At 33.2% G+C, this 25557-nt stretch carries 28 protein-coding genes; 2 read left to right on the top strand and 26 right to left on the bottom strand.

The annotated features are described in order from the left end of the window. Nucleotides 1-64: 64 nt before the first annotated feature. The 9 genes from G314FT_RS07670 to G314FT_RS07710 all read right to left on the bottom strand — a co-directional run bounded on the left by G314FT_RS07670 (nt 65) and on the right by G314FT_RS07710 (nt 7826). Complete coding sequence (locus G314FT_RS07670; RefSeq protein WP_257700171.1) at nt 65-391, bottom strand: type II toxin-antitoxin system PemK/MazF family toxin; 327 nt, start codon at nt 389-391, stop codon at nt 65-67. Continuing rightward, nucleotides 392-625, bottom strand: a complete 234-nt coding sequence (locus tag G314FT_RS07675) for an AbrB/MazE/SpoVT family DNA-binding domain-containing protein (RefSeq protein WP_257700173.1) — start codon at nt 623-625, stop codon at nt 392-394. Nucleotides 626-700: 75 nt separating this feature from the next. After that, the gene (locus tag G314FT_RS07680) at nt 701-1945 is read right to left on the bottom strand and encodes a hypothetical protein (RefSeq protein WP_257700175.1); all 1245 of its coding nucleotides are present in this window, start codon (nt 1943-1945) and stop codon (nt 701-703) included. A gap of 231 nt (nt 1946-2176) precedes the next feature. Next, a complete protein-coding gene (locus tag G314FT_RS07685; protein WP_257700177.1) occupies nt 2177-3721 on the bottom strand; it encodes a bifunctional metallophosphatase/5'-nucleotidase in 1545 nt (514 codons plus the stop codon). Next, nucleotides 3714-4523, bottom strand: a complete 810-nt coding sequence (gene phnE / locus G314FT_RS07690) for a phosphonate ABC transporter, permease protein PhnE (protein ID WP_118249641.1) — start codon at nt 4521-4523, stop codon at nt 3714-3716. The genes G314FT_RS07685 and phnE (G314FT_RS07690) overlap by 8 nt, the downstream gene beginning before the upstream one ends. Before the next feature lie 15 nt (nt 4524-4538). Further along, nucleotides 4539-5339, bottom strand: coding sequence for a phosphonate ABC transporter, permease protein PhnE (gene phnE / locus G314FT_RS07695; protein WP_257700180.1), 801 nt, complete (start codon nt 5337-5339; stop codon nt 4539-4541). A gap of 2 nt (nt 5340-5341) precedes the next feature. After that, on the bottom strand, nt 5342-6091 hold the full coding sequence (gene phnC / locus G314FT_RS07700) for a phosphonate ABC transporter ATP-binding protein (RefSeq protein ID WP_257700187.1): 750 nt from the start codon (nt 6089-6091) through the stop codon (nt 5342-5344). 76 nt (nt 6092-6167) lie between these two features. Next, complete coding sequence (locus tag G314FT_RS07705) at nt 6168-7223, bottom strand: phosphate/phosphite/phosphonate ABC transporter substrate-binding protein (protein ID WP_071456836.1); 1056 nt, start codon at nt 7221-7223, stop codon at nt 6168-6170. Nucleotides 7224-7409: 186 nt separating this feature from the next. After that, entirely contained in the window at nt 7410-7826 is a 417-nt protein-coding gene (locus tag G314FT_RS07710; RefSeq protein WP_257702539.1) for a CoA-binding protein, read from the bottom strand. A 129-nt stretch (nt 7827-7955) separates the two neighbouring features. On the opposite strand from G314FT_RS07710, the gene plsY reads away from it, so the two are divergent. Then, complete coding sequence (gene plsY / locus G314FT_RS07715) at nt 7956-8588, top strand: glycerol-3-phosphate 1-O-acyltransferase PlsY (RefSeq protein ID WP_257700189.1); 633 nt, start codon at nt 7956-7958, stop codon at nt 8586-8588. 46 nt (nt 8589-8634) lie between these two features. Here plsY and rpmF read toward each other — a convergent pair whose 3' ends face one another. The 5 genes from rpmF to nrdR form a co-directional block, all read right to left on the bottom strand. Continuing rightward, on the bottom strand, nt 8635-8814 hold the full coding sequence (gene rpmF, locus G314FT_RS07720; protein WP_257700197.1) for a 50S ribosomal protein L32: 180 nt from the start codon (nt 8812-8814) through the stop codon (nt 8635-8637). Nucleotides 8815-8872: 58 nt separating this feature from the next. Continuing rightward, a complete protein-coding gene (locus G314FT_RS07725) occupies nt 8873-9430 on the bottom strand; it encodes a YceD family protein (RefSeq protein WP_257700199.1) in 558 nt (185 codons plus the stop codon). An 86-nt stretch (nt 9431-9516) separates the two neighbouring features. Beyond that, complete coding sequence (gene dnaI, locus G314FT_RS07730; protein ID WP_257700201.1) at nt 9517-10449, bottom strand: primosomal protein DnaI; 933 nt, start codon at nt 10447-10449, stop codon at nt 9517-9519. Continuing rightward, nucleotides 10446-11852: a replication initiation and membrane attachment family protein gene (locus G314FT_RS07735; protein WP_257700203.1), complete on the bottom strand. Its 1407-nt coding sequence runs from the start codon at nt 11850-11852 to the stop codon at nt 10446-10448. Before G314FT_RS07735 ends, dnaI begins: the two co-directional genes overlap by 4 nt. 22 nt (nt 11853-11874) lie before the next feature. Then, nucleotides 11875-12339 (bottom strand): transcriptional regulator NrdR, encoded by a 465-nt coding sequence (gene nrdR / locus G314FT_RS07740; RefSeq protein WP_257700210.1) that lies wholly within the window; start codon nt 12337-12339, stop codon nt 11875-11877. Nucleotides 12340-12646: 307 nt separating this feature from the next. Between nrdR and G314FT_RS07745 the strand changes: the two genes are divergently transcribed. Beyond that, nucleotides 12647-14263, top strand: coding sequence for an MFS transporter (locus G314FT_RS07745; protein ID WP_257700217.1), 1617 nt, complete (start codon nt 12647-12649; stop codon nt 14261-14263). 40 nt (nt 14264-14303) lie between these two features. Here G314FT_RS07745 and coaE read toward each other — a convergent pair whose 3' ends face one another. The 12 genes from coaE to G314FT_RS07805 form a co-directional block, all read right to left on the bottom strand. Then, complete coding sequence (gene coaE / locus G314FT_RS07750) at nt 14304-14897, bottom strand: dephospho-CoA kinase (protein ID WP_257700218.1); 594 nt, start codon at nt 14895-14897, stop codon at nt 14304-14306. 12 nt (nt 14898-14909) lie between these two features. Beyond that, entirely contained in the window at nt 14910-15740 is an 831-nt protein-coding gene (gene mutM / locus G314FT_RS07755) for a DNA-formamidopyrimidine glycosylase (protein ID WP_257700222.1), read from the bottom strand. A gap of 18 nt (nt 15741-15758) precedes the next feature. Beyond that, nucleotides 15759-18410, bottom strand: a complete 2652-nt coding sequence (gene polA / locus G314FT_RS07760) for a DNA polymerase I (RefSeq protein ID WP_257700223.1) — start codon at nt 18408-18410, stop codon at nt 15759-15761. 261 nt (nt 18411-18671) lie between these two features. After that, the gene (locus tag G314FT_RS07765; RefSeq protein WP_257700224.1) at nt 18672-19748 is read right to left on the bottom strand and encodes a DUF1648 domain-containing protein; all 1077 of its coding nucleotides are present in this window, start codon (nt 19746-19748) and stop codon (nt 18672-18674) included. After that, nucleotides 19732-20121: a GntR family transcriptional regulator gene (locus G314FT_RS07770; protein WP_257700228.1), complete on the bottom strand. Its 390-nt coding sequence runs from the start codon at nt 20119-20121 to the stop codon at nt 19732-19734. Before G314FT_RS07770 ends, G314FT_RS07765 begins: the two co-directional genes overlap by 17 nt. A 116-nt stretch (nt 20122-20237) precedes the next feature. Continuing rightward, a complete protein-coding gene (locus G314FT_RS07775) occupies nt 20238-20927 on the bottom strand; it encodes a Bax inhibitor-1/YccA family protein (protein ID WP_257700230.1) in 690 nt (229 codons plus the stop codon). Then, nucleotides 20902-21381 carry a MaoC family dehydratase gene (locus G314FT_RS07780; protein ID WP_125955617.1) on the bottom strand — a complete coding sequence of 160 codons (480 nt, stop codon included), beginning with the start codon at nt 21379-21381 and terminating at the stop codon, nt 20902-20904. Before G314FT_RS07780 ends, G314FT_RS07775 begins: the two co-directional genes overlap by 26 nt. 48 nt (nt 21382-21429) lie before the next feature. Then, nucleotides 21430-22767 carry a UDP-N-acetylmuramate--L-alanine ligase gene (gene murC, locus G314FT_RS07785; protein ID WP_257700232.1) on the bottom strand — a complete coding sequence of 446 codons (1338 nt, stop codon included), beginning with the start codon at nt 22765-22767 and terminating at the stop codon, nt 21430-21432. A gap of 116 nt (nt 22768-22883) precedes the next feature. Next, nucleotides 22884-23681, bottom strand: coding sequence for a hypothetical protein (locus G314FT_RS07790; protein ID WP_257700234.1), 798 nt, complete (start codon nt 23679-23681; stop codon nt 22884-22886). A gap of 118 nt (nt 23682-23799) precedes the next feature. Then, the gene (locus tag G314FT_RS07795) at nt 23800-24123 is read right to left on the bottom strand and encodes a hypothetical protein (protein ID WP_257700236.1); all 324 of its coding nucleotides are present in this window, start codon (nt 24121-24123) and stop codon (nt 23800-23802) included. A gap of 124 nt (nt 24124-24247) precedes the next feature. Further along, nucleotides 24248-24685, bottom strand: a complete 438-nt coding sequence (locus G314FT_RS07800) for an OsmC family protein (RefSeq protein ID WP_125955610.1) — start codon at nt 24683-24685, stop codon at nt 24248-24250. A 262-nt stretch (nt 24686-24947) separates the two neighbouring features. Next, the gene (locus tag G314FT_RS07805) at nt 24948-25550 is read right to left on the bottom strand and encodes a DUF5052 family protein (protein ID WP_257700238.1); all 603 of its coding nucleotides are present in this window, start codon (nt 25548-25550) and stop codon (nt 24948-24950) included. Nucleotides 25551-25557: the final 7 nt, after the last annotated feature.

The raw sequence follows: 25557 nt of genomic DNA on the forward strand, positions 1-25557 counted from the left end.
CTATTACTGAAAAAATATGATAAAAAAGAAAAACCTACCCTATAAAGATAAATTTTCTTAGATTTCATATAAACATATCAATGACCTCTACAACATCTATCCAGGTCAACATGTCACATTGCTCGATTTTTTCTAAATGACGTTTTGTAAAATCAATCGATCGTAACTGGTGGGTGACAATTTCACCTTCTACTTGTTGTGGCTGTTTAATCGTCACGTAAGTAGAAAAATCTCTATTTGTTGACGTGATGGGACACACCAAACAAAAACCAGTATGCTGATTAAATTCGTCTCGACTAACAACTAAAGCTGGTCGACGTTTTTTAATTTCTTTACCTTTTGATGGATCAAAGTCCATCCAGACAATATCCTTCTGTTTTGGCGTGTTCATTTAGTGCTCGTCCCCTTCAGACATCATAATATCCCACTCAGTATCTTCTTGTACCACAGAATCTCTAAAACCTGCCCAATCCTTAGCATCTTTAAAAATATCTTCTTTTTTAGGTTTTAAAATATAGGCCTCTCCAACTTTAGTAATAGTAAACGTATCTCCTACTTCAGGAGAAATATCTTTAGGGAAAATAGCACCAACAGAATTTCCAATTTTTCTAGCGACTGTTTCCATTACTTTCATCTCCTATTCACTTGTTAAACTAAGTATAACTAGATTTAACAATCTTGTCAAAGATATTCCGTATACCTATGATAATGACATGCTATTGTTATAAACTTCCCATTTCTTTTTTAAACGATTCATTTTTTGTCTATTTGACATATGACTTGGTTCTTTCTTTACATCTTTTAAAAATACCCATTCACCAAATCTTTTGAGAGTTCTCCTCATTGCTTCTTGTTGTGTAAAACCTTCAGATATATATTTATTAATATAGTGATATTGACCTGAGAGTTTAATAATTTTTGGATTAATTGTTTTGTGTGATATATTAATTTGATAAGTATCAAAACAATGACTGAGCCTCGAGTAAGCTCCTCTATAAGTTAAAATATTGTTATTTGTACCGTTATTTTTAGCAACTTTTAAAAGATATTCACTTTTATTTAACATCTTAATATCCTCATGACCAAATCTGTTTTGCAAAATATACTTTTCATGGATAACATTACTTATAGCATGTCGAATTTCATTATCTATATGAATTATTCTTGAGTTATTATCTTCTTTTTCAATTTTAATTTCATTATTTTTAATGTTTAATTCTTTGAGATACCTAATTTCATCTTTTTCCTCAATACGACTAAAAGTTAGTCCTTCAAATATAAGTAGCGGAATGATACCATTCTGTGCATTTTTTGAAATATTAAATAATTTTAATAATTCTTCTTTGGTAATAGGTTCATCAACTAAAAAAATATTTCTAAATCTATCTGATTTAAAATAAATTTCCCAACCTAAACTATTTAATTCAACTTTAATGAATTCTTCTAAAAAAAGTTGTATTTCCATAAATACTTTAACTCTAAATCTCATACCATAATATGATGTATCATTAAAAACAACTGGAATAATATCAGTTACTTCATTTTTATTAGCCATGTATATAGGTTTATTTGAAATAGATTCAACTTCTTCCACCCAATCTAAAACTCGATATGCATAGTTTAATGATGATTCTGTTTCCCATAATTCTGATAAGTTACTAAGAAATACTTTCTTAGAGCTGTCACCGTAAGTGAAGATAATTTCATTGTCATTCATATCTAAAATCTCAAAAATAATATTTTCTTCGTTATATTTGACAATTTCTTTATCTAGTTCAACTGCTAATTCTTTTAAAATTTTACGTCTGTTTTTTTCATTTTTGTCATATTCTTCTGGTTCGGTACCTCTCTTTAATAACTCATTTAATAGAGTTTTTATTTTTGTTTTTTTTGTTTTTTTTAACAATTTTGAACAATTATTAATATTAATTTTTAACTCATACATATTTTATCTCTCTTTAATTGTATTTTATTATATCTTTTTATTCCTATCAGTTTGTGAACGTTTGATCTTTTTAACACTTTAAGAAAAGTATACTTATTTACTTAAAATAAAAAATCTAGAAAATTATATATTTTCTAGATACTAAATTATACATTTCAACTCTTACAATATTAGTTAGCAAGAAACGTAAAAATAAATCATTCAAGGTTTTAAGAATGATAAGGTTTGGTTTTATTTTTCGACTTTGAAATCAAATGTCGTTTTTGCTTGATAATTTGGATGGGCTTGTAAAAAGTTTGAAATGAGTTCTGTCATATCAACTGTGACTTCTTTGATAATTTTTGACGCATCAAACATCGTATAATTTCCGCCCCCAACTGCTCGGTACTGGTTAATGACGATATCAAGTTCGTCTGTCATCTTAACTGGCTTACCTTTATAAGTCAACTCAACAACACGTTCACCAATAGGATTAGATACGATAACTTTATAGCCAACACCACTATACATATCATAATTGTAATGCTCTGTTTTCGGGTATAAGAATTTGTCACTCACGACAATCTCGTCATCCTCATTAAGAGCAAAATACTCCGCACTTTGTTCAAGTGCATCCTTCAAATCTTGGCCTGAAACAGTTAACACAGCTAAAGTATTCGGATAAATATAATTTGTCACGATGTCACGCATGGTCACATCAGACTGGAATCCTTTACTGTCATTATCAAACAATGCTGTACCAGAGATATCAACGCCTGTCGCATCCATCTGCACATCTTGAATGAATTCAATGTAGGCATGCCCATTAATTCGCACACTCATTGGATCAGTAATCGTCATGTCTCCATCTATGTGTCCAAGCGGTTGATCCAACCAATTTTCGACAGTATCTAAAACTGGTTTAAACGTATCGACGATTTCTTTATCAGCCACATAGTCAGTCATAGATAATAACTCAGCTGTGGAGTCTGTCACTTGTTTATGATCATCTAGTGTCAATGTCATTTTTCCAACATGTTTGGCTTTGTCCCCTGGTTGGGTCACAGGAGTGTTATTGACTTTTTCTGCAATCACTCGGTGTTGATGACCAGTAACAAACGCATCAATCTCCTCAACTTGGGTCACGATATCATAGCCTTCGTTTTCCCCTGTTAAGTTTTCAGTTGCTTTACCAGTCTGCAAATCTTTTTCAAATCCACCATGATAACTCACAATGACAATATCTGCTTCCTCTTTAAGTTTCGGCACATATTGCTTCGCTGTTTCAAGTGCAGATAAAAAGGTTAATCCTTTAATCGTTTCAGGTTGCTCCCAATTTGGAATATAGGGTGTTGTCAGTCCTAGAACGGCAATTTTTAATCCATCTTTTTCAAGAATCACATAAGCATGACCGGTGAGTGGCTCATTTTTGTCATTCAAAATATTGGCACAAACAATTGGGTAGTTGAGTTGATTGACTGTATCAAGTAAGTACTCAACGCCATAATTAAATTCATGATTGCCAAGAACACCCACATCATAACCAACTGAATTCATGATATCAGCGACTTGTTTACTATCCTGTTGTTTAGATAGATAATAACTCATTGGAGAGCCTTGTAAAAAGTCCCCATTGTCGATTAATACAACAGTCCCATCTTGTTTAGCCTGTTCATCTTTAATGGCTGTAACAGCTTTTGATAACCCAAATGACAAATCTTGATTGACTGCTCTAAAATCTGTCGGGTATAAATAACCATGTGTATCACTGGTAGAAAGAATTGTTATCTTATCCATTGACTAATTTTCCTCTCAAATAATTTGATACGACTTCAACAATTAAGATTAACACGATTAATCCAATTAAAATTGAGCCAACTTGGTTCCAACGATATGAGTTCATCGCAAAAATAAGCGGCGCCCCAATACCACCTGCTCCTACTAAACCAAGAATAGTTGCATCACGTAAGTTCATATCAAAACGATAGATAGTAATGGAGGTAAAGTTAGCAATTAATTGTGGGATAATCCCAAAACGAATTTTTTCAAACGTTGTACACCCAAAAGAATCCATTGATTCTAAAATACCTGTATCAATTTCTTCAATAACATCAACATATAATTTTGATACCATTCCAATCGAGGTAAGAGACATAGTCATCACACCGGCAAATGGTCCAGGTCCAGTCACACGGATAAACATTAACCCATAGACTAATGCCGGAATCGTTCTAATGACAACCACAAAAGCTCTCATGAATAAGTACACAGGTTTTGGCATAATACTTGGTGCCATTAAAAACGCGATTGGTATTGATAAAATCGCTCCAAAGATTGTTCCTAAAAAGGCAATACAGATTGTTTCGAATAATAAGTAAGGCACACCTTGCTTTGTACCATTAAATAATAGATTGGTATCTGGTTGGACAATTCCTTTAAGGATGTTTGCAGCGATTTTTCCGCCACCTTCGTCCATCGCGTTAAAATTTAACGCTGACAATGACCAGATAAACGCACCAAGTAAGACAGCTACTAAAATAACGTATTGCTTTGTCTTATTTGGTTCTTTGTTTAATTCAGTTAAGATACGTTGATTCATATATGTCTTCCTTTTCTATTGTAATTTTTTACGGAAATATTCGCTGATTGTTTCGATGATGCCAACAGTGATAACTAAGACCACTAAAATCGTTCCAACATTTCCATAGTCACGCCAACCAAGTTGTTCGTTTAGTAAGATACCTAATCCACCAGCTCCAACATACCCTAAAATTGAGGCATATCGTAAGTTTCCTTCGAAGTTAAATAAAGATGTCGATAGATAAGATGGTAAAATGGCTGGAATCACACTATAACGAAAGGCTTGCAAACGTGTTAGCCCCATTGATTCTAGTGCTTCAAATGTCGACATATCCAATGATTCGATTTGTTCGTACGTTAATTTACCAACATAAGAGATAGTAAAAATAAAAATAGCAACAGTTCCTGCCATTGTTCCTAAACCAAATACAAAGGTTGCGATTAATGCAATAACAATCGTTGGTAATGTTCGTAAGAAACTTAAAATCAATTTGAATAATGACGAAACAAAGCGGTTTTTTACAATATTATTAGAAGCCAATATAGCAAATGGAACAGCTAATAATGCCCCAATGAGCGACCCTAATAAAGACATTTTAATCGTGTCAAAAAGAGGAACCCACACTTTATCTAAAAAATCCATTTTAGGTGGAAACATGGCTTTTAGCATCACAAAAAACTGATCGCCACGAGTTATTAATTGCGTGAAGTTAAATTGTGTTACTTGAATTGAAATATACATAAATATAAGAACTAATAACACAATCAACGGAGTGTAAGATGCTTTTTGAACGACTTGTTTTCCATTTGGCAAAGTGATCGTTTTTTTACGCATGATTACTCTCCTTTCTTATCCCCATCATAAATGGTTGATAATACTTCTTCTGTCACGTCTTTTGATGGGCCATCATAGACAATTTGTCCTTGTCTAATCCCAATCACTCGATCAGCATATTCTAATGCCAAATCAACATGGTGAATGTTAATCAATACAGAAATATCTAAGTCTTTGTTGATTCGTTTAAAATCATCCATGACCGTTTTAGCTGTGACAGGGTCAAGTGCCGCAACTGGTTCATCAGCTAAGATAACTTCTGGATGACTTGCGAGTGTTCTTGCTAAGGCCACACGTTGTTGTTGTCCACCTGATAGTTGATCTACTCTGACAAATGCTTTATCTAAAATCCCAACGTTATCAAGAGACTCTAAGGCTGTCACTTTGACGTCTTCTGGGAAAATCCCAAATACACGTCTCCACCATGGTAACTCAGGTACAGACGAAATCATGACATTTTTTAGTACAGTTGCACGTGTAATAAGATTAAATGATTGGAAAATCATCCCTATTTTACGACGAAATTCTCTAATTTCTTTTCCTTTTATTTTACCCACGTTTGTGTCATTCACCATTAAGGTTCCTTCAGTGATATCATGCATACGGTTGACGCAACGAATTAACGTTGATTTACCCGCTCCTGAAAGTCCGATGATTGCCACAAACTCCCCTTGCTCAATTTCTAAATTAATATCTTTTAAACCCACATACCCATTTGGATAGACCATTTGGACGTTATCAAACTTTATCATCTTAAAATCCTTTCTAAAAACAAACTGCCATCATCAAAAGAGATGATCGCAGTTTGACGTGTCGTTTTTCTTAAATTTATTTAGCGTCTTGAACTAATTTTTGTGCTTTTCGTTCATTATCATAGTCTTTAGGATTTGCTTCTACATAGCCTTCATGACTGTAGATACCAATAACTTTTTTACCTTCATCTGTTTTAGCGATGTTGATAAATGATTTTTGTAACGCTTTTTTCAAATCATCTGTCATTGTTTTAGAGTTTTTACTTACTGAGATTGTATCGTTATAAATAGCTGGTGTTACGCCAATAACGTTTGTTTCATCCCAGATAGATTTATCGCGGCCAAACTCTTTTTTCCAGTTTTCTTCATTGTCACGACGAGCATCAGCATAAGTTAATACCACATCAACTTGACCTGAAGCTAAACGAGCAAAGGCACTACCGTAAGAATCTGATTGTACAATATTTTTTAAGTCAGTGATTTTTTTATCATAGTTTTCGTTTAACCATAGACTTGGGTAAATATATCCAGCTGGAGAAGATGAACTCATCACACTCCATGAAAGATTATTTAAATCATCCCATGATACTTTTTCACCTTTATTTACTTTATCAGCAACTGCTTGGCCTTTTGAAGATGGTCCAGCAATCATTAATGCACGGTAAGAATCAACTTGTTTGTCAGTTGGCTCAGTTGGTTTGTTTTCATTCCAAACTTTTGCTTCGTCTGAGTCGATTGACAACCCAGCACGTGTTGCAGTTAAGATAGGTTCTGCCCCTTCATCATATAATACATATGTACCACCTGGAATAAATCCAATGTCAAGTGTACCTGAATCTAGTGACTCACCAACCGCCTCAAAGTTAGTTCCAACAGTGATATCGATTTTTTTAACGTCATATCCTTGTTCTTTTAACTCTTTTTGCATCAACTCTTTTAATGGTTCAGTTGCAGAAACAATTTCCTCTGGATCTCTTGATGGGACAAAACCAACTGATAATGTTTCAATGGTTTTATCATCTTTACCTTTACTTGATTCGCTTCCTTTATCTTTAGCAGAATCGCTACCACATGCACCTAGAGTTGCTACCAACGCAACTAGACCTGTATACTTCAATACTTTTTTAAACAATGACTGCTCCTCCTTTAAATTATCTGCATCCGTTTTCTTGAATACTCCTAAATTATAGCATTTTACTATATAAAAGCAATTACATTTACAAAAAAATGTCTTAAAAACGAATATTTTACCTTACTTTTACGTTAAATTAACGGTAAAGGAAGATTAAAAAAACAAGTGCAATTTTGCACTTGTTAATTATTTTTGTAATTCAATTTTGATACAACGATTCATGATAACATCTGTTATCCCATTATCATATAAAAGATCAGCAGCTTCATCATTTTCGATCCCTAATTGTGCCCAAAAAACAGGCGCATCTGATTTTAAGAAATCTTTCGCGACATCAACTAAGGCTGCACTTGGTCTAAAGACATCGACGATATCAATTTTTTCATCAACTGATTCAATAGAAGGATACACTTTTTCGCCTAAAATCGTTTTTCCTTCTTTCATTGGATTGACTGGAATAATCTTATAACCTGCTGCTTGCACCACTTCTGCCACACGATAACTTGTTTTTTCTGGATTATCACTTAATCCAACAATCGCCACAGTATGAGCATTATTTAATATTTCTTTTACTTTCTTGTCCCCTAAATCTTTGTATGCCATCATTATCAACCTCCTAATTGTTTCATTTATTATAACAAAAAAAAGCGATTACTTCTCTTAAACTGCTTATCTCAATTGTTCACTCGTTTATTTCGTGGTAAAATGAATTAGCGTTAAGGAGGATAAAACGTGAAAACTATTTCGTTATTTATACTAGCCTATTTACTAGGTTCCATTCAATCTGGTGTGTGGATTGGAAAATTCTTCTATCATAAGGATATTAGAGAGTTTGGGAGTGGTAACACTGGGACAACCAATACTTTCCGTGTATTAGGAAAACGAGCTGGAACAGCCGTATTATTTATGGATATCCTAAAAGGAACGGTAGCAACTTGTTTACCAATGTGGTTTGGTTTATCAATTGATCCATTGTGGTTTGGTGTCGCCGCGATATTGGGACATACTTTTCCAATATTTGGACACTTTAAAGGTGGTAAAGCTGTGGCGACAAGCGCTGGGATGTTACTAGCCTATTCACCGACTTTTTTCATCTATTCAGCTAGTTTGTTTATCATCTTTTTATTTTTAACTAGTACAGTTAGTTTATCAAGCATGATTAGTGCGATTATTATTACCATTTCTACTATAGTATTACCAATTTATGCACCATTTATTTTAGCTGAACAAAATTGGTTACTCACTTCACTTGCAGTAGCGATTACATTATTTATTATTATTCGTCACCGTGATAATATCAAGCGAATCAAAGCAGGGACGGAAAGCAAAGTAAATTTTGGTTTAAGAAAAACAAAAAACCGTTAGACTCCATGGTTAGTCTAACGGTTTTACATTTTCTATAAAAATGTAATTATGCTTCTTTAGTCATAACATCTTTTCCATCATAATGACCACATGAAGGGCACACATGATGATTTTTTCTCATTTCACCACAGTTACTGCAAGCTGTTAAGCCTGGTGCAGACAATTTATAATGAGTACGACGTCTATTTTTACGAGCTTTTGACGTTTTTCTTTTTGGTACTGCCATTTAGATACACCTCCCTACTAACTTAAATACGTGACAAGTCACATATATTCCAATCCTACTACTCATCTTCCTTGAAAAAGTCAGATAATTTAGCAAGACGAGGATCAATGGTTGATGCTGCTTCAGTTTCTTGTTCTACCTTAATATCATCTTCTGAAACAACTTGCCAAAAGTCACCTTTTGGTAATTCTGTTGATTGCTTTTCTTCTTCTGTTAAAACTTGCAATGGTAAATTTAATAGGATAAAATCTTCAATTGCTTCTGTTAAATCAATTAAATCTTTTTCCAAAATAATTATCAAGCTTTTCTCATCATCTGATACATCTTTTAATGCATCATACTGTTTTGGTGTCATGTATTCTTCATCAATCAGAAGATTTAATGGCAATTCCACAGGTTCTAACGAACGAGATGATGGAACAGTAAGAATGGTTTCAATTGTCATATGAGCATAATAACCTATCTCATCGACTTCTAAAAACCCATTGACTTTAATTGGAGAAATATCAATAATAGATGGTTCTCTTTTCTTCAAAGAGGCTGATAAATCAATTGTTTCTAAGAAATCAACTTGACTTCCTCTAAACTTATTTAATTCGGACAATGCCCACTTCATTCTATCACTCCTTAAGCAACAAAAATAATTATACTAGTCTGTAATTCCTTTGTCAATCAGTTTTTAATAACATCATAGGGTTTAAATTAATTATCCAATCGGCGATTTTCACCAATCATGGTGATTTGCTTTGAAAGATATTTAATTCGCTCCATAATACGTTTTGCTTTCAATGGTTCATCGTCTCCTTTTTGTGAAAAACGAAGGTGTTCTTCCTCTAACTGTTTCATATCTAAGTTAGAAGAAAAAAAGGTTGGTAGTTTTTCTTGCATACGATATTGCAAAATAACTCCTAATACATCATCTCGTATCCATGCGCTCATAGAATCAGCTCCGATATCATCCAGCATCAGAATTGGTGTTTTTTTTACGGTATCAATCTTTGATGCGACGCTATCATCTTTAATTGATTGCTTCATCTCCACACAAAAGGTTGGAAAATGGATAATGGTCGTTCGAATCCCTTTTGTTGCTAATCCATTCGCAATAGCTCCCAACAGATAAGTCTTTCCTACGCCAAATGTGCCATATAAGTATAGCCCTTGATGAAATGCTTTAGGGTTCTCATAATAATCATTCATAAACGTGATAGCATCACTTAATGCTTCTTTTCTTTCAGATGTAATGTTAAATTGATCTAACGAAGCGTCTTTTATGTCTTTTGGCATAGAAATGGCTTGTACGCGATTTCGAATGGTCTCATACTCTTTTTTCTTCAATAGTTCTTCAGTTGGAACATAGGTGACATCGATAAAATGATGATTTAAAAATAATTTTGGTTCATATCCTGGCGCAATCATACTGGGGTCATTAGTAAGAAATTTTTCTTTTTCTTTGACAAACTCATATAGTTTAGCTGAACTTTTTAAAATATCATCATCGGTCAACTGATCACGATGCTCTGCAATAAACGTTTGAACATCTTGATCTTTTTGCACAATTTCCATTAGTTTAACTAGACGGTCTTGGATATTTTGGTTATTAACGGTTCGATTCAGTTGTTGATTAATGTGTTTCATGATGATTCACCACCTTGATTAAATTTCTTTAATTGTTGTTCTAACATAGATAATTCTTCTCCTGAAAGAGGTGTTTCTTTTCGACTGTCTTCTGTTGCCCAGTCTGGTAATGTTTCTTTTCTCGTTGGTTTTTTCGAGTAATTTCGACTATAATTCTTACTTGTTGCTTTCTTAGTCGATTCTTGTTTGAAACTTTTCACTTGTTTTAAGGCTTCAGATGCTTTAAACACTTTATTTTGTGCCCAATTATTAGCAATCGTATTCACCATATTTTGATTAAGTGATGGATTGTTTAACACAACCAACGAATAATGAATTAACATATTAATCACTTCATCTGGCAAGTTAGATTGAGCTTTTAAATTTTCAATCGTCCAACGTTCATTTTGCGCAACAAACCCATTTTTTTGTTCTTTAATGGCCTTTAAAAAAATGAGTGGGGCTATTCTTTCACACGATGTAATTACGGCAATTTCTTCCGGAGAGAATCCTTGGTGTTTCAAATCGTTTTTATGGCGTTCAATTGCTTGATCTTCTTCTTTAAGTGTTAATGGTGTCACTTGGTTATTTTTTTCATTTAATGCTGTCGATTTAGCTTGATGATATTTTTTATAAATATGACGTTTAAATTCTTTCACATCAATTTTATTTGTGACATAGTCTAAACAATATTTGACATGACTCACCATATCTAGTTCATTTATACCATATAATCCATGAATCGTGTAAACAAGTGGTTTAAATTCATTGGTTAAAAAAGTTTGATCGATGTTTAAACCAGACAAGTTATCTACGAAAAATTCCCAATCAAATGTTTCACTTTCTAATTTTGGTTTAACAGGTGTTGGCACTTGCTTCATGATCTGATTTGTTTGTTCGATTAATTTATTAGATTGGACTAATCGCTCAGAACTCAACTGGAACGTATCAGTATACTTATTCGTAATATCACTATAATCAGATAAATCAGGCTGATCAGGTTGAAACATATCAACTAATAATTGAAATCGTTGTTCTCCCACCCTGTCTAATAATAATAGACTCAAGACATCATCAGCTAAAAAAACATGCGGTGGTAAAACATTGGCCAATAGATAAATGTAATGATACCCTTCATCTTTTTTTCTAACATAAGTTTTTAATAGCCCTATGGCTTCCAACTTGATACGTGATTGGTATAATTCCTGAAGCCCATTATTTATTATATCTTGTAACACAAAATGAGCGGTTGGTTTCTTAAATACCGATACATTACTTAATAAGTTATGATATAGCATTAAAGCATTCCCACCAATGATTGGTTGATACAGTAGGTTTAAAACACGTGTATCTTCTCCATTTAACAGGCAATAACCATGAACTTCAAATGTATCTTTAGGCTTTAAATGGGTCTGTGTGTTCATCACCTAATACTCACTTCTCTTTCTAATCATGTTTTTCTTTATCAATAATTTCTTGTAATTCTTTCAAAAAGACACTCATATCTTTAAATTGGCGATAAACACTGGCAAAACGAATATAGGCAATCTCATCAAGATTAACTAATTCTTCCATGACATATTCTCCAATTAGATTAGTAGATACTTCATTATCTCCTTTTTGTCGGACTCTATTTTCTACACGTTCCACAACTTGTTCCATCTGATCCATTGACACTGGTCTTTTTTCAGCTGAACGGACCAAACCTCTTAGTATTTTTTCGCGATTAAACTCTTCTCTTGCCCCATTTTTCTTTATAACAAGTAAAGGAGCAACCTCAATACGCTCGAATGTGGTAAAACGAAAGCCACACTTTTCGCATTCTCTTCTACGACGAATAGCACGATTATCATCTGCAGGACGACTATCTACAACTCGTGATCCATTATAGCTACATTTTGGACACTGCATTTTTTTCACCTCTTCATAAACTGTCTCAATAGACGAAATAGTAGCACTATTATAACATGTAACACCACTATCGGTATAGGAAAACTAGTTTAGACAGATTAGTCCATTATAACAAATTTTTCTCCATACTAAAAAACAAAGAATCTTTTCTGATTATTTTGTATTTAATAATGACTATTTTTCTTTAAAAATCGACTATTTTATGACTATGTAAAAAATATGTGTTAATATTGCAAACTGTGTGACACATCGTCACTTTAGGTGTAATATACAATCGTAAGTAAATATATTAAGTGAGGTGTTCAACGTGACAGATACTAAAACTGCACAACAACAAACTGTCAAACATAAATGGTGGGCATTAGCCATACTTGCTCTGTCTGTATCTCTAGTTGTAATAGATGGAACCATTGTTAATGTGTCTTTACCCGTCATTATGAAAGATTTAAAATTATCTTTTACAGATGCTGAATGGATTATTACGCTTTATTCTTTAATTTTCTCTTCTTTATTAATTACCATGGGACGCATTGCAGATAATTTTGGTCGAAAAAAAATGCTCATTACTGGAATCGTTATTTTTTTAGTTGGTTCTATAATGGCTAGTTTTTCAAAAGATATTACCTTTATGTTAGCTGCTAGAACCATGCAAGGTATTGGGGGAGCTACCGTTTTACCAACTACCTTATCAGCTGTTAACGCACTGTTCTTTGGAAAAGATCGTATTGTCGCTTTTGCTGTATGGGGCTCAGTGATTTCTGGTATGGCAGCTATTGGACCATTGTTAGGTGGGTATTTTACCACTTATATGACATGGCATTGGATTTTCTGGATTAATTTACCAATTGGATTATTTATTATTTTAGCGGCTTTAAAATTTTTACCTGAAACTTATGGTGAAAAGATGACGAACGGTTTTGATTTTATTGGCTTTATTTTATCAACTATTGGGTTAATTTTATTAGTATTTGGTATTATTGAAGGACGTAATTATGGTTGGTGGCACGTAAAAGGCGATCATCCCACTCTCTTTAACTTATCTATCATCCCAACCCTACTTGTTGTAGGAGCTATTTTCTTTGCTTTATTCTTAGTTTGGGAAGCACATTTAAGTAAAACAAATAAATCTCATTTACTTGATTTATCACTATTTAAATTCAAAAGTTTTTCATTGGGTAACACGATTGCAGGGATTGTGGCAATTGGGGAATCTGGCTTATTATTCTTATTACCACTATTTTTACAAAATATTTTAACACTTAGTCCTATTAAATCAGGAGCAATTTTGGCGATGATGGGGCTTGGAGCCTTTTTAGCTGGTGGAATGGCATCATTTATTGTTGAGAAAACGTCTGCTTCATTTGTGGTGTCTCTTGGATTGTTCCTAGAAACACTTGGCTTTTTTGGATTCTTTAAAACGGTTGATCCCAATAATGGATTAACTTGGATTATTGTTTGGTTAATCGTATATGGTATTGGATTAGGTTTTGCCTCTGCCCAATTAACATCTATTGTGTTAAAAGATGTGCCACCTGCTCAATCAGGTCAAGGGTCAAGTATTCAATCTACTGTTCGTCAAATTGGTTCCGCATTAGGAATTGCGATTATCGGGACAGTATTTGGTTTACAACTACAACACGATATCCCAAATACACTAGACAATGTTGGGTTGCCAACTCAAGTTCAACATTCACTTGAATCAAGTGTGATTGATAGTGCAGGTTCATCTATTCGTGTGTTAAAACAATCAAATCCTGAAACATTGCATTTAACAAAATTAATTCAAGATAATATTGTTACAAAACTAGACCATAACTTTACAAACAGTGTGGTTAAAACAATAGGTATTGCCTCCATTATTATGTTTATTAGTTTTATTTTAACGTTTGGTCTTTATAAACGAAAAGATAAAGCAACAGAATAAAAAAACGAAACCACCTGAACGAAAACGCTCAGGTGGTTTTTTATGAAAAGTGTGTTAGCCAATTATCGACTTGTTTTAATGTTTCTTCGATTGATCCACTGTTATCAATGACAACATCCGCTAATCGTTTCTTTTCTTCTAAATCCATTTGACTTTCGATTCGTTTTAACGCATCTACTTCACTTAAACTATCACGTGACATTAAACGAGATAATTGCACCTGTTTTGGAACATAGCAAACCATGACACGATCAACGATTTTATCATAACCGCCCTCATATAATAATGGAATATCCAGTACAATCAGTGGCTGTTCTTTTTTTTTATAGTCTGAAATTTTCCTCAAGATATTCTCTCGTATTTCATCGGATAAAATAGTATTAAGGCGTTCCCTTTTTTTATCATCCTCAAAAATAATCGACCCTAATTTTTTTCGATTAAGTTCCCCATTGGATACAAGAATACCTTCACCAAAATGAGCCACAATCTGATTTAACCCAGTTGTATTAGGTTCTACAACTTCTCTAGCGACGATATCTGCATCAATCACAGGTATCTGTTTTGATTTAAAAAACTGACTAATCGTAGATTTTCCAGAAGCAATGCCACCTGTTAACCCTAATAAATAAGTCATCGTTGACTCCCCCTAATCATGAGTGACTTGACAGATAGGACAAAAGTGCGTGCCACGTTGGGCTACCTTTATTTTTTCAATCGTGTGCCCACAACGTTTGCAAGGTTCACCTTGTTTGCCATATGCCGATAAATACACTTGAAAATGACCAGCATCACCTAGAGCATTTTTATATGTTCTAATGGTTGTTCCACCAGCCTCTACAGCTGTTGCTAAGACATCAATAATAGCTTGATGAAGTGTTTCAACTTCATTATCCGTTAGTTTTGACGCTATCTGCTCTGGGTGAATACAAGACTGATACAATGCTTCGTCTACATAAATATTGCCTAACCCTGTGACAAGTGTTTGATCTAATAATAGTGGCTTAATAGCACGATGTTTTTTCTTTAATTGCTGCTTAAAAATCTCTAAATCAAAATCTGGTAAAACAGGTTCCGGACCAAGTTTTTTTATTCCTTTGTACTCTTCACCCAGTCCTTTAGGTTCTAATGATAAGCGACCAAATTTTCTAACATCTAAATAACGTAATTCCGTTCCATCAGTAAATTGAAAACGCATATGGGTATGTTTTTGAATGTCATCTGTTTGATTATGATACTCAAATTTTCCTTCCATTCGCAAATGGCTAATCATATCATGATGACTTAATTTAAAAATCAAAAATTTACCACGTCTGTCCACATCTAAAATCGTTTGACCGACTAATGTATGAATAAATTCGTCTACTTCAGGGGACTCAATAATTCTTCCCCAATCAACGATAACATTACTAATTTCTTTTCCTTTAACAAGTTGAACCAGTCCTTTTCTGACTGTTTCAACTTCTGGTAATTCAGGCATTCACTCTACCCCTTTATCTTATTTGGCATCATACCATGTGTCACCATAGCTACTATCTGCTCTAAGTGGGACAGATAATTCAACGGCATGGTTCATGGTTTCTTCAACTAATTGTTGCAAGGCTGGTATTTCTTCTTCAGGTGCTTCAAATACTAGCTCATCGTGTACTTGTAACAACATCGTTGCTTGCAGGTTTTCTTCTTTTAATCGTTTATGTATCTTAATCATCGCAATTTTTAAAATATCAGCAGCACTTCCTTGAATTGGTGTGTTAATCGCTGTTCTTTCAGCAAATGAGCGTAGATTAAAGTTTCTAGCATTAATATCTGGTAAATAACGGCGACGATGATACAACGTTTCAACATATCCCTTATCTTTTGCTTCTCGTACAATGTCTTCCATATATTTTTTAACACCTGGATACATCGTAAAGTAACGGTCGATAAACTCTTGTGCTTCTTTTCGTGTAATGCCTAAATTTTGAGATAAGCCATAATCACTAATTCCGTACACAATCCCAAAGTTAACGGCTTTTGCTTGGCGACGCATATTGCTATCTACGTCTTCAGCTTTTTCAATACCAAACACACGCATCGCTGTACTTGAATGAATATCCATTCCTTCAATAAACGCTTCTTTTAAATGCTCATCATTAGAGATAGCAGCTAACACACGCAACTCAATTTGAGAATAGTCAGACGCGAATAATTTCCATCCCTTTTGTCGTGGGACAAATGCTTGACGAATTTTACGCCCTTCTTCTAATCGGATTGGAATATTTTGCAAGTTCGGGTCAACTGAGCTTAGTCGCCCTGTTTGAGTTAGTGTTTGAATGTATCTGGTATGGATTTTATTGTCTTCAAAAATGACCTTTAACAAGCCTTCCACGTACGTTGATTGAATTTTAGCTAACTGTCGATAAGACAAAATACTATCAATAATTGGTGACTCACCCTGTAATTTTTCTAATACGTCAACCGCTGTCGAATAACCGGTTTTTGTTTTCTTAATAACAGGCAATCCCATTTTTTCAAATAAAATCACACCCAATTGTTTTGGTGAATTAATATTAAATTCTTCACCGGCAATACCGTAAATGGTTTGTTCAATCTCACTTAATCTCTCAGCAAATTCGCCTTTCATTTCTTGCAATCGACTCGCATTCACCGTGATGCCTTCTATTTCCATATCAGCTAAAATCAACGCAATTGGTAATTCGATGTCATAAAATAAATCAGCTTGGTTCTTATCTTCAAGATCTGTCATGATTGGCTCATACAATGAGTCTATTGCGACAACCTTACGAGCCAAATGCTCATATAACATGTCAATGGATTCAGGTAATCCTTTCTTTGCTCCTTTTCCATAAACCACTTCATCACGATCCACATCATAATAATCATAAAAATGAGCGATTTGAGCTAAGTCTTCACTATTATTCGTTGAATCAGCTAAATACGCAGCTAATAGCATATCAAATTTAACATTTTCAAGTTTAATGTCATAACGATTTAACGCCACATATTGTCTTTTTGCATCAAAAACTTTTTTCGTTTTTTCGTTGTCTTGAAGCCACTGAATCAACAAAGGATGCGAAAGTAAGTCCATATTGTCTGTCACATAGACTTTTTCTTTGTTTCCAAAAGCAAACCCAACAATTGGGGAAGTATGATAATTTTCTCCTAACATCTCCGCATAAAACGTCATACCTGAGGTGAACATATCTTCTGTTAAATCTGACACAACCTCATAATGAATCGCGACTTTTTCAACTAAATCACTTTCTACATTACTGGTATCTAATTTTGCCAAGAATGAATTAAAATCCATTTCTTTATAAAAAGATATTAACTTTTCTAGATTTTTCCCATTATAAACTAAATCATCTAGCGTCATATCTAGTGGAACATTTGTATCAATGGTGGCTAGTTTTTTACTTAATAAGGCAATGTCTTTTTCATTAATCAGATTTTCTTTCATTTTACTTTTTTTCATATCATCAATGTGTTCATAGATACCTTCAACTGTGCCATACTCTTTTAATAACTTGATAGCTGTTTTTTCACCAATTTTAGTGACACCAGGAATATTATCTGATTGATCGCCTGCAAGACCTTTCATGTCGACAATTTGTGACGGAGTTAATTCATATTTTTCCATAATATGCTCAGGTGTATAACTTTCGATTTCACTGACACCTTTAACCGTTACATCAACTTTCGTGTACTCACTTGCTAGTTGAGTTAAATCTTTATCTCCAGATAACACCACAACATCTATTTCCTCCGAGGCATAGTTTGTTGCAAGTGTTCCAATGATATCATCTGCTTCATAATTATCTAGTTCAAAATGCTTCATTCCAAGCCCTTCAATTAAATCTCGTAAATAAGGCATTTGTTCCTTAAATTCACTTGGTGTTTTTGCTCGTCCCGCTTTATAATCTTCGTAAAATGCATGTCTAAAGGTTGTTTTTCCTGCATCAAATGCTACTAATACATGAGTTGGTTCTTCTTTAGCTAATATATTTTCTAACATATTATTGACTGCATATAAAGCATTTGTATGTAAACCATTGTTATTTTTGAAACGTTCAAGTGACTGATAGAGTGCATAGAATCCTCTAAATGCAATACTATTTCCATCGACTAATAATAATTTTTTCTTCGCCATTATGACACTCCATTTCTATTCTTCTGTTAATATTCTATCAAATTTTACATGCTATTGCGAAAGTTAAAAATCCTAAAGAGGTTTATTTTTGTCTAGTTGCATTATTTTTTTAAAAGATTATCTTGTTTGCGATAATAGTTTATGTAAATAAAACTTTATAATAACCAGTAAAATAAAAAGGAATGATTTCTGTTCATTGCCAGCCATACCAATAATAATTAATAAAAAAACACAAAATCCTTAGATTCTGTGTTTTTATGGTTAACTAATAAAAAACGACACGCCTAAAATAAAAACAATCGGTATCACCACAAATGCCACTGCTTTCCAATTAGCCAGATTAATTGTCATGCCAATACCCATTCGCTTTTCAACCCAAAAGGATGGATCCTCTCGATTAAAGTAAAACATCCCCCATTTCCAATATTTATCATCATCGTAGGCTTGTGGTGTCACACTTGATGGATTTAATCTAGAACCACTTTGTCCATAAATCACCATTAAACTGATAATAGTGAGAAACATGAGTCCTAAAAGAATAAATACTATCTTAGACATAGTCTTTTCAGTCAGAAATGGTACCACACTAGTCATTTGGATGCTAAACATCATGATTTGTGCCAAGATAGCGATTACTACTCCTATATAAGAAGAGATTTTTCTAAAAGACTGACTCCATTTAACTGACTGTTTATTCATCACACGTTGTTTGCCACGTTTATATGATTCATTGGTGAAGCTTAATATAAATACCATGACTAATTGAATAATGGGTAAAGAATAAATATTAAACCATGTTTTATCAACTATTCTTGTAGGGTTCCCTTGAAAATCCCATTGCATGATGATTTTATCAGGGATAATTGCTTGATTTTTGATTGTGATAATTATTTCGATTGCGATAATAATAAGTTGAATAGAAACTAATAACCCCGTTGGAAAAATTGTCATGGTCTCTCGGTAATTTAAATCAAGCACCATTTTTTGGTTTGGTTTATATCCTTCTTCAATTAGTTTGTTTTTATAACATGCTACTTGTCGATTCGCAATGAAATAGGCGACAATCCCAAATACCATTTGAAGGGAGATAAAGACCACCATTATAATGCTCAATTTTTCCTCTGATAGATTTAATCCTTTATCAAAATAAATAAACAATAGTATCATCACTATGCTTAATAGCATATTTTGATTAAAATATCGTTTCTTTAACTGAATGATTTCATCGGTTTCTTTTGATAAAGTCACACCAAAAATAATCCCTCTTTGTGTTATGTAAGGTGTCATAGCCATTGAAAACCCTAAAAATAAAAGTAAAGCACTAATTATCCAAATCATTTATTTCACATCCTTCAAGTATATTTAATCTTTGCTCAATTAATGCCTCTATATCTAAATCAAAAATTAACCCATCGATAATAATTTCATCTAATTTTTGTTGAATTTGTTTTTTATTTTCTTCACTGGTTTGAATTGGTTTTTCACAACTCACTGTAAAGCCTTTTTTTTCTTGAACCAATACACCCTCTTCTACAAGTAATTTGTACGCTTTATTAATCGTATGCAAATTCACTCCAATGTCTCCTGCCAGCGATCTCACGCTTGGCATACTTTGTCCCTTCTTTAGATTCCCTAATACAATTGCTCGCTTTATTTGAAACATTAGCTGACTATATATTGGGATAATACTCTCTGTATCAATCTCTATCATGGTCTCACCTCTTTTTGTTATAGTTATAGTATAACAAATTTTGTTATATGTCAACTATAACAAAAAAGATGTCAAAAAAAAGAAGCCCCTTTTTAAAAGGACTTCTCTTACTTGTATTAATCTCTACCGAAAATTCTTACTAACGCTAAGAATAAGTTGACGATATCAAGGTATAAACTTAATGCACAATAAACAGCTAAACCTGATGCTGTTTTCGCACCACTTTCTTGATAGATTAATTTAATCTTTTGATTATCATATGCAATTAATCCGGCAAAAATGACAACCATTGAATAAGAAATAAAATAATCAACTGGGGCACTTTTTAAGAAAAATACGTTAATCAGTGTCGCAATAATCACACCAATCACTAAACTATATAAAGCATGACCTATGGCACTTAAATCTTTTTTGATAAACACACCAAGTAGTGACATCCCAACAAACATAATCGCCGTTGTAACAAACGCACTAACAATGGCTTGTTGATTGTACATCGCAAGCGTGACAGAAATGGTCACACCAGTTAAAGCGGAATAGGCGATAAACCCAATTAATGATTTAGCTGAATCATTAAACGCATTTTTTCCAAGGTAAACAACTAGTACAAGTTGTGCTATCCACATACCCCAAAATAGTAATGGATTACCAAAAATAACTGGTAAAACAGATTCAGCAAATACATTAAGCACTAAGTAAGAAATTAAGGCACTAATACCTAAGCCAACTCCTAAATAACCATATACTTTACTATAAAATTTCGCTAAACCATTTGTATGTTCAATTGTTTGATGTTGTTGATTCATTGACATCTCTCACTTTCTCTTTTGTATTAAGTTCGACAATAACCACCGAATTTAAAATACGTTCATCATCATAATCATACGCTTTAACAGAAAGTGTCATCGTTCTCTTCAACTCGTCAATGTTTATGATTTCAAAATGAAAGGTCAATGTTTCACCATGATACACATTTCTTAACAAGTTAAATGTTAGATTCACAATATTCCACCCTGGACCAGGTAAATGTTTTGAGATATTACTCGAGATAATTCCCATTAGCATGACACTTGGTACAATTGGCGCATCATTAATCGTTTCTTCAGCAAATTCTGTTTGAATAAATAAAGGGTTCGCATCTTTGGTTAATCCTAGATAGAGTAAAATTTGGCTATCTTCTAAGGTTTCTGTAATGCTTAAAATCTCTCCTTCATTAAATTCCGTAATGGCTTTAATTTTATTTTTTGACGAATCGATGATTACCTCTCCCTTCCTTTTTATCTTATCATATCAGAAAACAATCACCAACTACATTGTATTTGGACGAGTGTTTCCTAATAAACTTTCATACGCCACTTCAAATTTCTGTACGTCTCCTGCTCCCATAAAAATCACAACAGCCTCTTTGTAATCAAGTAGTGGTGACATATTTTCTAGTGTAATTAAATCGCCACCTTTTGAAATTTTAACGCCTAAATCTTCAATTTTTACTGAACCAATTTCTTCTCTTGCAGAACCAAAGATATCACATAAATAAACTTGGTCAGCATGATCTAGTGATTCAGCGAATTCATCCAATAACGCAATGGTTCTAGTAAACGTATGTGGTTGGAAGACAGCAATAATTTCTTTTTCAGGATATTTTTGTCGCGCAGCATCAATGGTCACTTTTATTTCTGCTGGGTGATGCGCATAGTCATCAACAATAATCATATCAGAAACACGTTTTTCACTAAAGCGACGTTTCACGCCACCAAATGTTAACATCTCTTTGGCGACTAAACTCATATCAAATCCTTCTAAATGAGAAATCGCAATCACGCTTAAAGCATTTAAAATATTGTGCACGCCATATGTTGGTACTTTAAATGAGCCAATCATGTCCCCTTTATGAAGCACATCAAATGATGACCCTTCAGTTGTTCGCTCGATATTAACCGCTTGGAAATCATCTGTATCATTTAAACCATAATAGTAGATTGGCACATCTGTTTTCAAGCGTCTTAAGTTTTTATCATCACCAAAGGCAATAATCCCTTTTTTCACTTGATTAGCAAATGACTGAAATGCATCAAATACATCTTCAATGCCATGATAATAATCAGGATGATCAAAATCAATATTTGTCATAATCGCATAATCAGGCGAATACGCTAAAAAGTGACGTCGGTATTCACATGCTTCAAAACAGAAGAATTTTGCTCCTGGTTCACCATGACCCGTTCCATCTCCAATTAAATAACTTGTTGGCTCGATTCCAGAAAACACATGAGATAAAAGACCAGTTGTGGTTGTTTTTCCATGAGAACCAGTTACCGCAACACTTGTAAAGTGCTTAATAAATTCTCCTAAAAATTTATGATAACGAATAACCGGTAATCCTTTTTTAAGTGCGGCTTTTATTTCAATATGACTGTCTGGAAAAGCATTCCCAGCGATAACTACCATGTCATCTTGTATATTTACTTCTTGAAATGGTTTAATTGGAATGTTAGCCAATTCTAATTCTCTTTGAGTAAAGATATATTTGTCAATATCAGATCCTTGTACTGTAAATCCTTTTTGATGCAAAATAAGAGCTAATGCACTCATTCCTGTTCCTTTAATTCCGACAAAGTGGTACGTTTTATTTTTATGCAGTTCCATAGAAAAGCTCCTCTGTTAATATAATAAATTATTACTATCCTGTATTATCTTACAATTAAGATAACAATTCAATAAAAAATACTTACAAGAATCCACTGATTCCAGTAAGTATTTCCCTAATCAAAATAAAAGTTGTCTGAGTGTTGACTTGATTCATCTTGCATAATACCAGACAATGATTTTTCTAATCGATTATTTTTTTTAGCTGATATTGGTGTGGTATCATCAACCATTTCTACTGGGTCTAATTCATCCATCATTAACAAATTATCTTTAGCCGATTGTCTTAACTCTTTCATGACTTGTGTTGATTCAATGTCACTATTACTAGCTGGTTTATCATCAATCAATGATGCTGGAATATACTTAGGTTTGAATAAATCTTGTGGGTTTTCTCCAGGTAAGTGATAAGAAGATTCAAATGGTTTACGATTATTATGTCGTTTACGGTATTTAGCTTGGCCATTTTGATCTGTCTCATATAACTTATTAGAAAAAGATGATTGTGGTGCTTTATATTCTTGTTCACTAGGCTCAGCATAAACCTGATTATTCATCTTCTTAATTTCAATATTGCTACTATTTAAGTTAACCGTCTTTTCTGCCGTTTTCTTTGGTGTCACCGTTTTAGAAGTCACTGGTGTTTTAGCTTTTTTTACGTTAATTTTTTGTTGCACACTTCGATTCGGTTCAGCTCGTTCGATTTCCATCTCTGGCAAACCATCTTCCCCAAAATATTTTGGTTCAGAAACCATTTCGATAGGATCTAAGATAACTGTGTCATTTTCTTGACTACTCACAGTTCGTTTAGCATTATCACCCAACTGTTGTGATGTTCTATTTAATTTGACTCCTGTCTCATCATCATAAACAGGAAATCTAAAGTGTTTACGCTTATCAGAAAAATTCATCATTTATCATTCCTTTAATTTCACTTTATTTATTCTAACATACCTCTAGATAGAAAACATCTAATTTAACGTTAAATAAATAAAAAGTACAAAGATTTAACTTTGTACTTTCCTTGTTTATTTAGTGAAATAAATGCCATAGAAACGGTATATACACATCTAACAGTGGGGCAAGAATACCAAAAAGAATTAAACTAACACCAAAAATAGATAACACAATACCGCTAACCTTACGCGATTTTTTCAACATGTAAAAGATTAATACAACAATAAGAGCAACTGCCAATAAAATAGCTAGCTCAACTGAGCCCATATTTAAAGTATTTCCATTCATTAGTGGTTTAATAATTTGAGAATATAAAAACCAAATTAATTCAATCACATAAATAACCAAAAACCCTTTTAATAATAAGCGATATTTATTGTTCGACTGATTATTTGCCATTAATTCACTCCTCCCTTCTATATAGCACAATACGCATTATACCAAACTAAATAGCTTTTGTTAATCTTATTTAGTACCCATTCAATAAAAAAAACTAGCCCTAAGGACTAGTCTAGTGAAAAAATTATTTAATAATATACGATTCCATTTCAGGAGCGTTTTCAATTGTATCTGCTACTGGACATGTTTTGTTGATAAAACGCACGTAATCAGCAATTTCTTCGTCTGTATTATCAGCGTCGATATAAAAGTTTGACACGATTTTAGAAAAACCAACTTTAGCATTTGGATTTTTTCCTGAAAAACCATCTGTATCTAATTCGCCTTCTACTTCTACTTTGATAGATTTTAGATTAATTTTATGATAAGCGGCAAAGCTTTTAGCTACAATGACCTTACAAGCCCCTAATGCACCTAATAACGCTTCCACTGGATTCATTCCAGTATCATTTCCGCCTAGATTTTTAGGTTCATCTAATACAAATTCAAAACCTCTTGATTTTACGGAAACTTGTACTCCTTGAGTATTCTCTGCTACTGTTTTAAATGTTTGAACTGTCATACTAACTTCCTCCTAATCTAATATACCTCTTATGGTATCACAAAATAATTATTTTTAAACTCAAATGACGTTATTTTACTAAAATCCTATCATTTAAAAACGCTCTCAATCTTATTATTTCACTCATCATTACTTAAAAGAGTAATATAATTGGAAAATAACATAAAAAAAATCAATATGATTGCTTTATAAATACAATGAAACCTGTCAGATCAAATAAAAAAAAGAAGCCATAATAGTCGCTTCTTTTTAATATTAAAGATTAATCAACTAACGCCTTATCATAGATTGTGTAGTCACATCGGTAAATAAACAAATATTTTCCATCAATTAAAATCCCCGTACTTTTTGGCACATCCGTTGAATACATTGATACTTTATTTCCAGCATAGGTAGCCAGTGGGGTTCCATTTTGGCTTCTTATCAAAATCACTTTGTTTTTTCCTTTAAACGAATTACTAAAATCATTCACCATTGAATTGATCATTGGTACGCTTCTTTTAGTGTTGTTGATATCTACTTTGTCAGCATATTCATCAAAAATATTCGTCAACCCTTTTTCTTCGATAATCATTGATGAGCCAACATGATGCATTTCATTTCTACCAACAGTGATTTGAATGACACTGGAATCTTTACTATCTTCATCTGTGTCAAAAGTATCATCCCGTTCAATTTTGACTGATTTTCCTTGAATTTGATCCATCACTTGACTTTGTTCATCATACGTTCTAACAGTCATCTCTAAACCTTTAAAACTTTGTTCAAACTGTTTAAATGAATTCATAATATCTTGGCAACCTGATAACATGATTACTGTCATACTTAATAATCCCACTACTAATAATTGTTTTTTATGTTTCATGATTAGC

The organism is Vagococcus luciliae, assembly GCF_024637875.1.
Classification (GTDB): Bacteria; Bacillota; Bacilli; order Lactobacillales; family Vagococcaceae; genus Vagococcus; species Vagococcus luciliae.

Coding starts and splice junctions, on each gene's coding strand:
- G314FT_RS07670 (WP_257700171.1), bottom strand. CDS start 391: ATGAACACGCCAAAACAGAAGGATATTGTCTGGATGGACTTTGATCCA.
- G314FT_RS07675 (WP_257700173.1), bottom strand. CDS start 625: ATGGAAACAGTCGCTAGAAAAATTGGAAATTCTGTTGGTGCTATTTTC.
- G314FT_RS07680 (WP_257700175.1), bottom strand. CDS start 1,945: ATGTATGAGTTAAAAATTAATATTAATAATTGTTCAAAATTGTTAAAA.
- G314FT_RS07685 (WP_257700177.1), bottom strand. CDS start 3,721: ATGGATAAGATAACAATTCTTTCTACCAGTGATACACATGGTTATTTA.
- phnE (WP_118249641.1), bottom strand. CDS start 4,523: ATGAATCAACGTATCTTAACTGAATTAAACAAAGAACCAAATAAGACA.
- phnE (WP_257700180.1), bottom strand. CDS start 5,339: ATGCGTAAAAAAACGATCACTTTGCCAAATGGAAAACAAGTCGTTCAA.
- phnC (WP_257700187.1), bottom strand. CDS start 6,091: ATGATAAAGTTTGATAACGTCCAAATGGTCTATCCAAATGGGTATGTG.
- G314FT_RS07710 (WP_257702539.1), bottom strand. CDS start 7,826: ATGGCATACAAAGATTTAGGGGACAAGAAAGTAAAAGAAATATTAAAT.
- rpmF (WP_257700197.1), bottom strand. CDS start 8,814: ATGGCAGTACCAAAAAGAAAAACGTCAAAAGCTCGTAAAAATAGACGT.
- G314FT_RS07725 (WP_257700199.1), bottom strand. CDS start 9,430: ATGAAGTGGGCATTGTCCGAATTAAATAAGTTTAGAGGAAGTCAAGTT.
- dnaI (WP_257700201.1), bottom strand. CDS start 10,449: ATGAAACACATTAATCAACAACTGAATCGAACCGTTAATAACCAAAAT.
- G314FT_RS07735 (WP_257700203.1), bottom strand. CDS start 11,852: ATGAACACACAGACCCATTTAAAGCCTAAAGATACATTTGAAGTTCAT.
- nrdR (WP_257700210.1), bottom strand. CDS start 12,339: ATGCAGTGTCCAAAATGTAGCTATAATGGATCACGAGTTGTAGATAGT.
- coaE (WP_257700218.1), bottom strand. CDS start 14,897: ATGACTTATTTATTAGGGTTAACAGGTGGCATTGCTTCTGGAAAATCT.
- mutM (WP_257700222.1), bottom strand. CDS start 15,740: ATGCCTGAATTACCAGAAGTTGAAACAGTCAGAAAAGGACTGGTTCAA.
- polA (WP_257700223.1), bottom strand. CDS start 18,410: ATGGCGAAGAAAAAATTATTATTAGTCGATGGAAATAGTATTGCATTT.
- G314FT_RS07765 (WP_257700224.1), bottom strand. CDS start 19,748: ATGATTTGGATAATTAGTGCTTTACTTTTATTTTTAGGGTTTTCAATG.
- G314FT_RS07770 (WP_257700228.1), bottom strand. CDS start 20,121: ATGATAGAGATTGATACAGAGAGTATTATCCCAATATATAGTCAGCTA.
- G314FT_RS07775 (WP_257700230.1), bottom strand. CDS start 20,927: ATGAATCAACAACATCAAACAATTGAACATACAAATGGTTTAGCGAAA.
- murC (WP_257700232.1), bottom strand. CDS start 22,767: ATGGAACTGCATAAAAATAAAACGTACCACTTTGTCGGAATTAAAGGA.
- G314FT_RS07790 (WP_257700234.1), bottom strand. CDS start 23,681: ATGATGAATTTTTCTGATAAGCGTAAACACTTTAGATTTCCTGTTTAT.
- G314FT_RS07795 (WP_257700236.1), bottom strand. CDS start 24,123: ATGGCAAATAATCAGTCGAACAATAAATATCGCTTATTATTAAAAGGG.
- G314FT_RS07800 (WP_125955610.1), bottom strand. CDS start 24,685: ATGACAGTTCAAACATTTAAAACAGTAGCAGAGAATACTCAAGGAGTA.
- G314FT_RS07805 (WP_257700238.1), bottom strand. CDS start 25,550: ATGAAACATAAAAAACAATTATTAGTAGTGGGATTATTAAGTATGACA.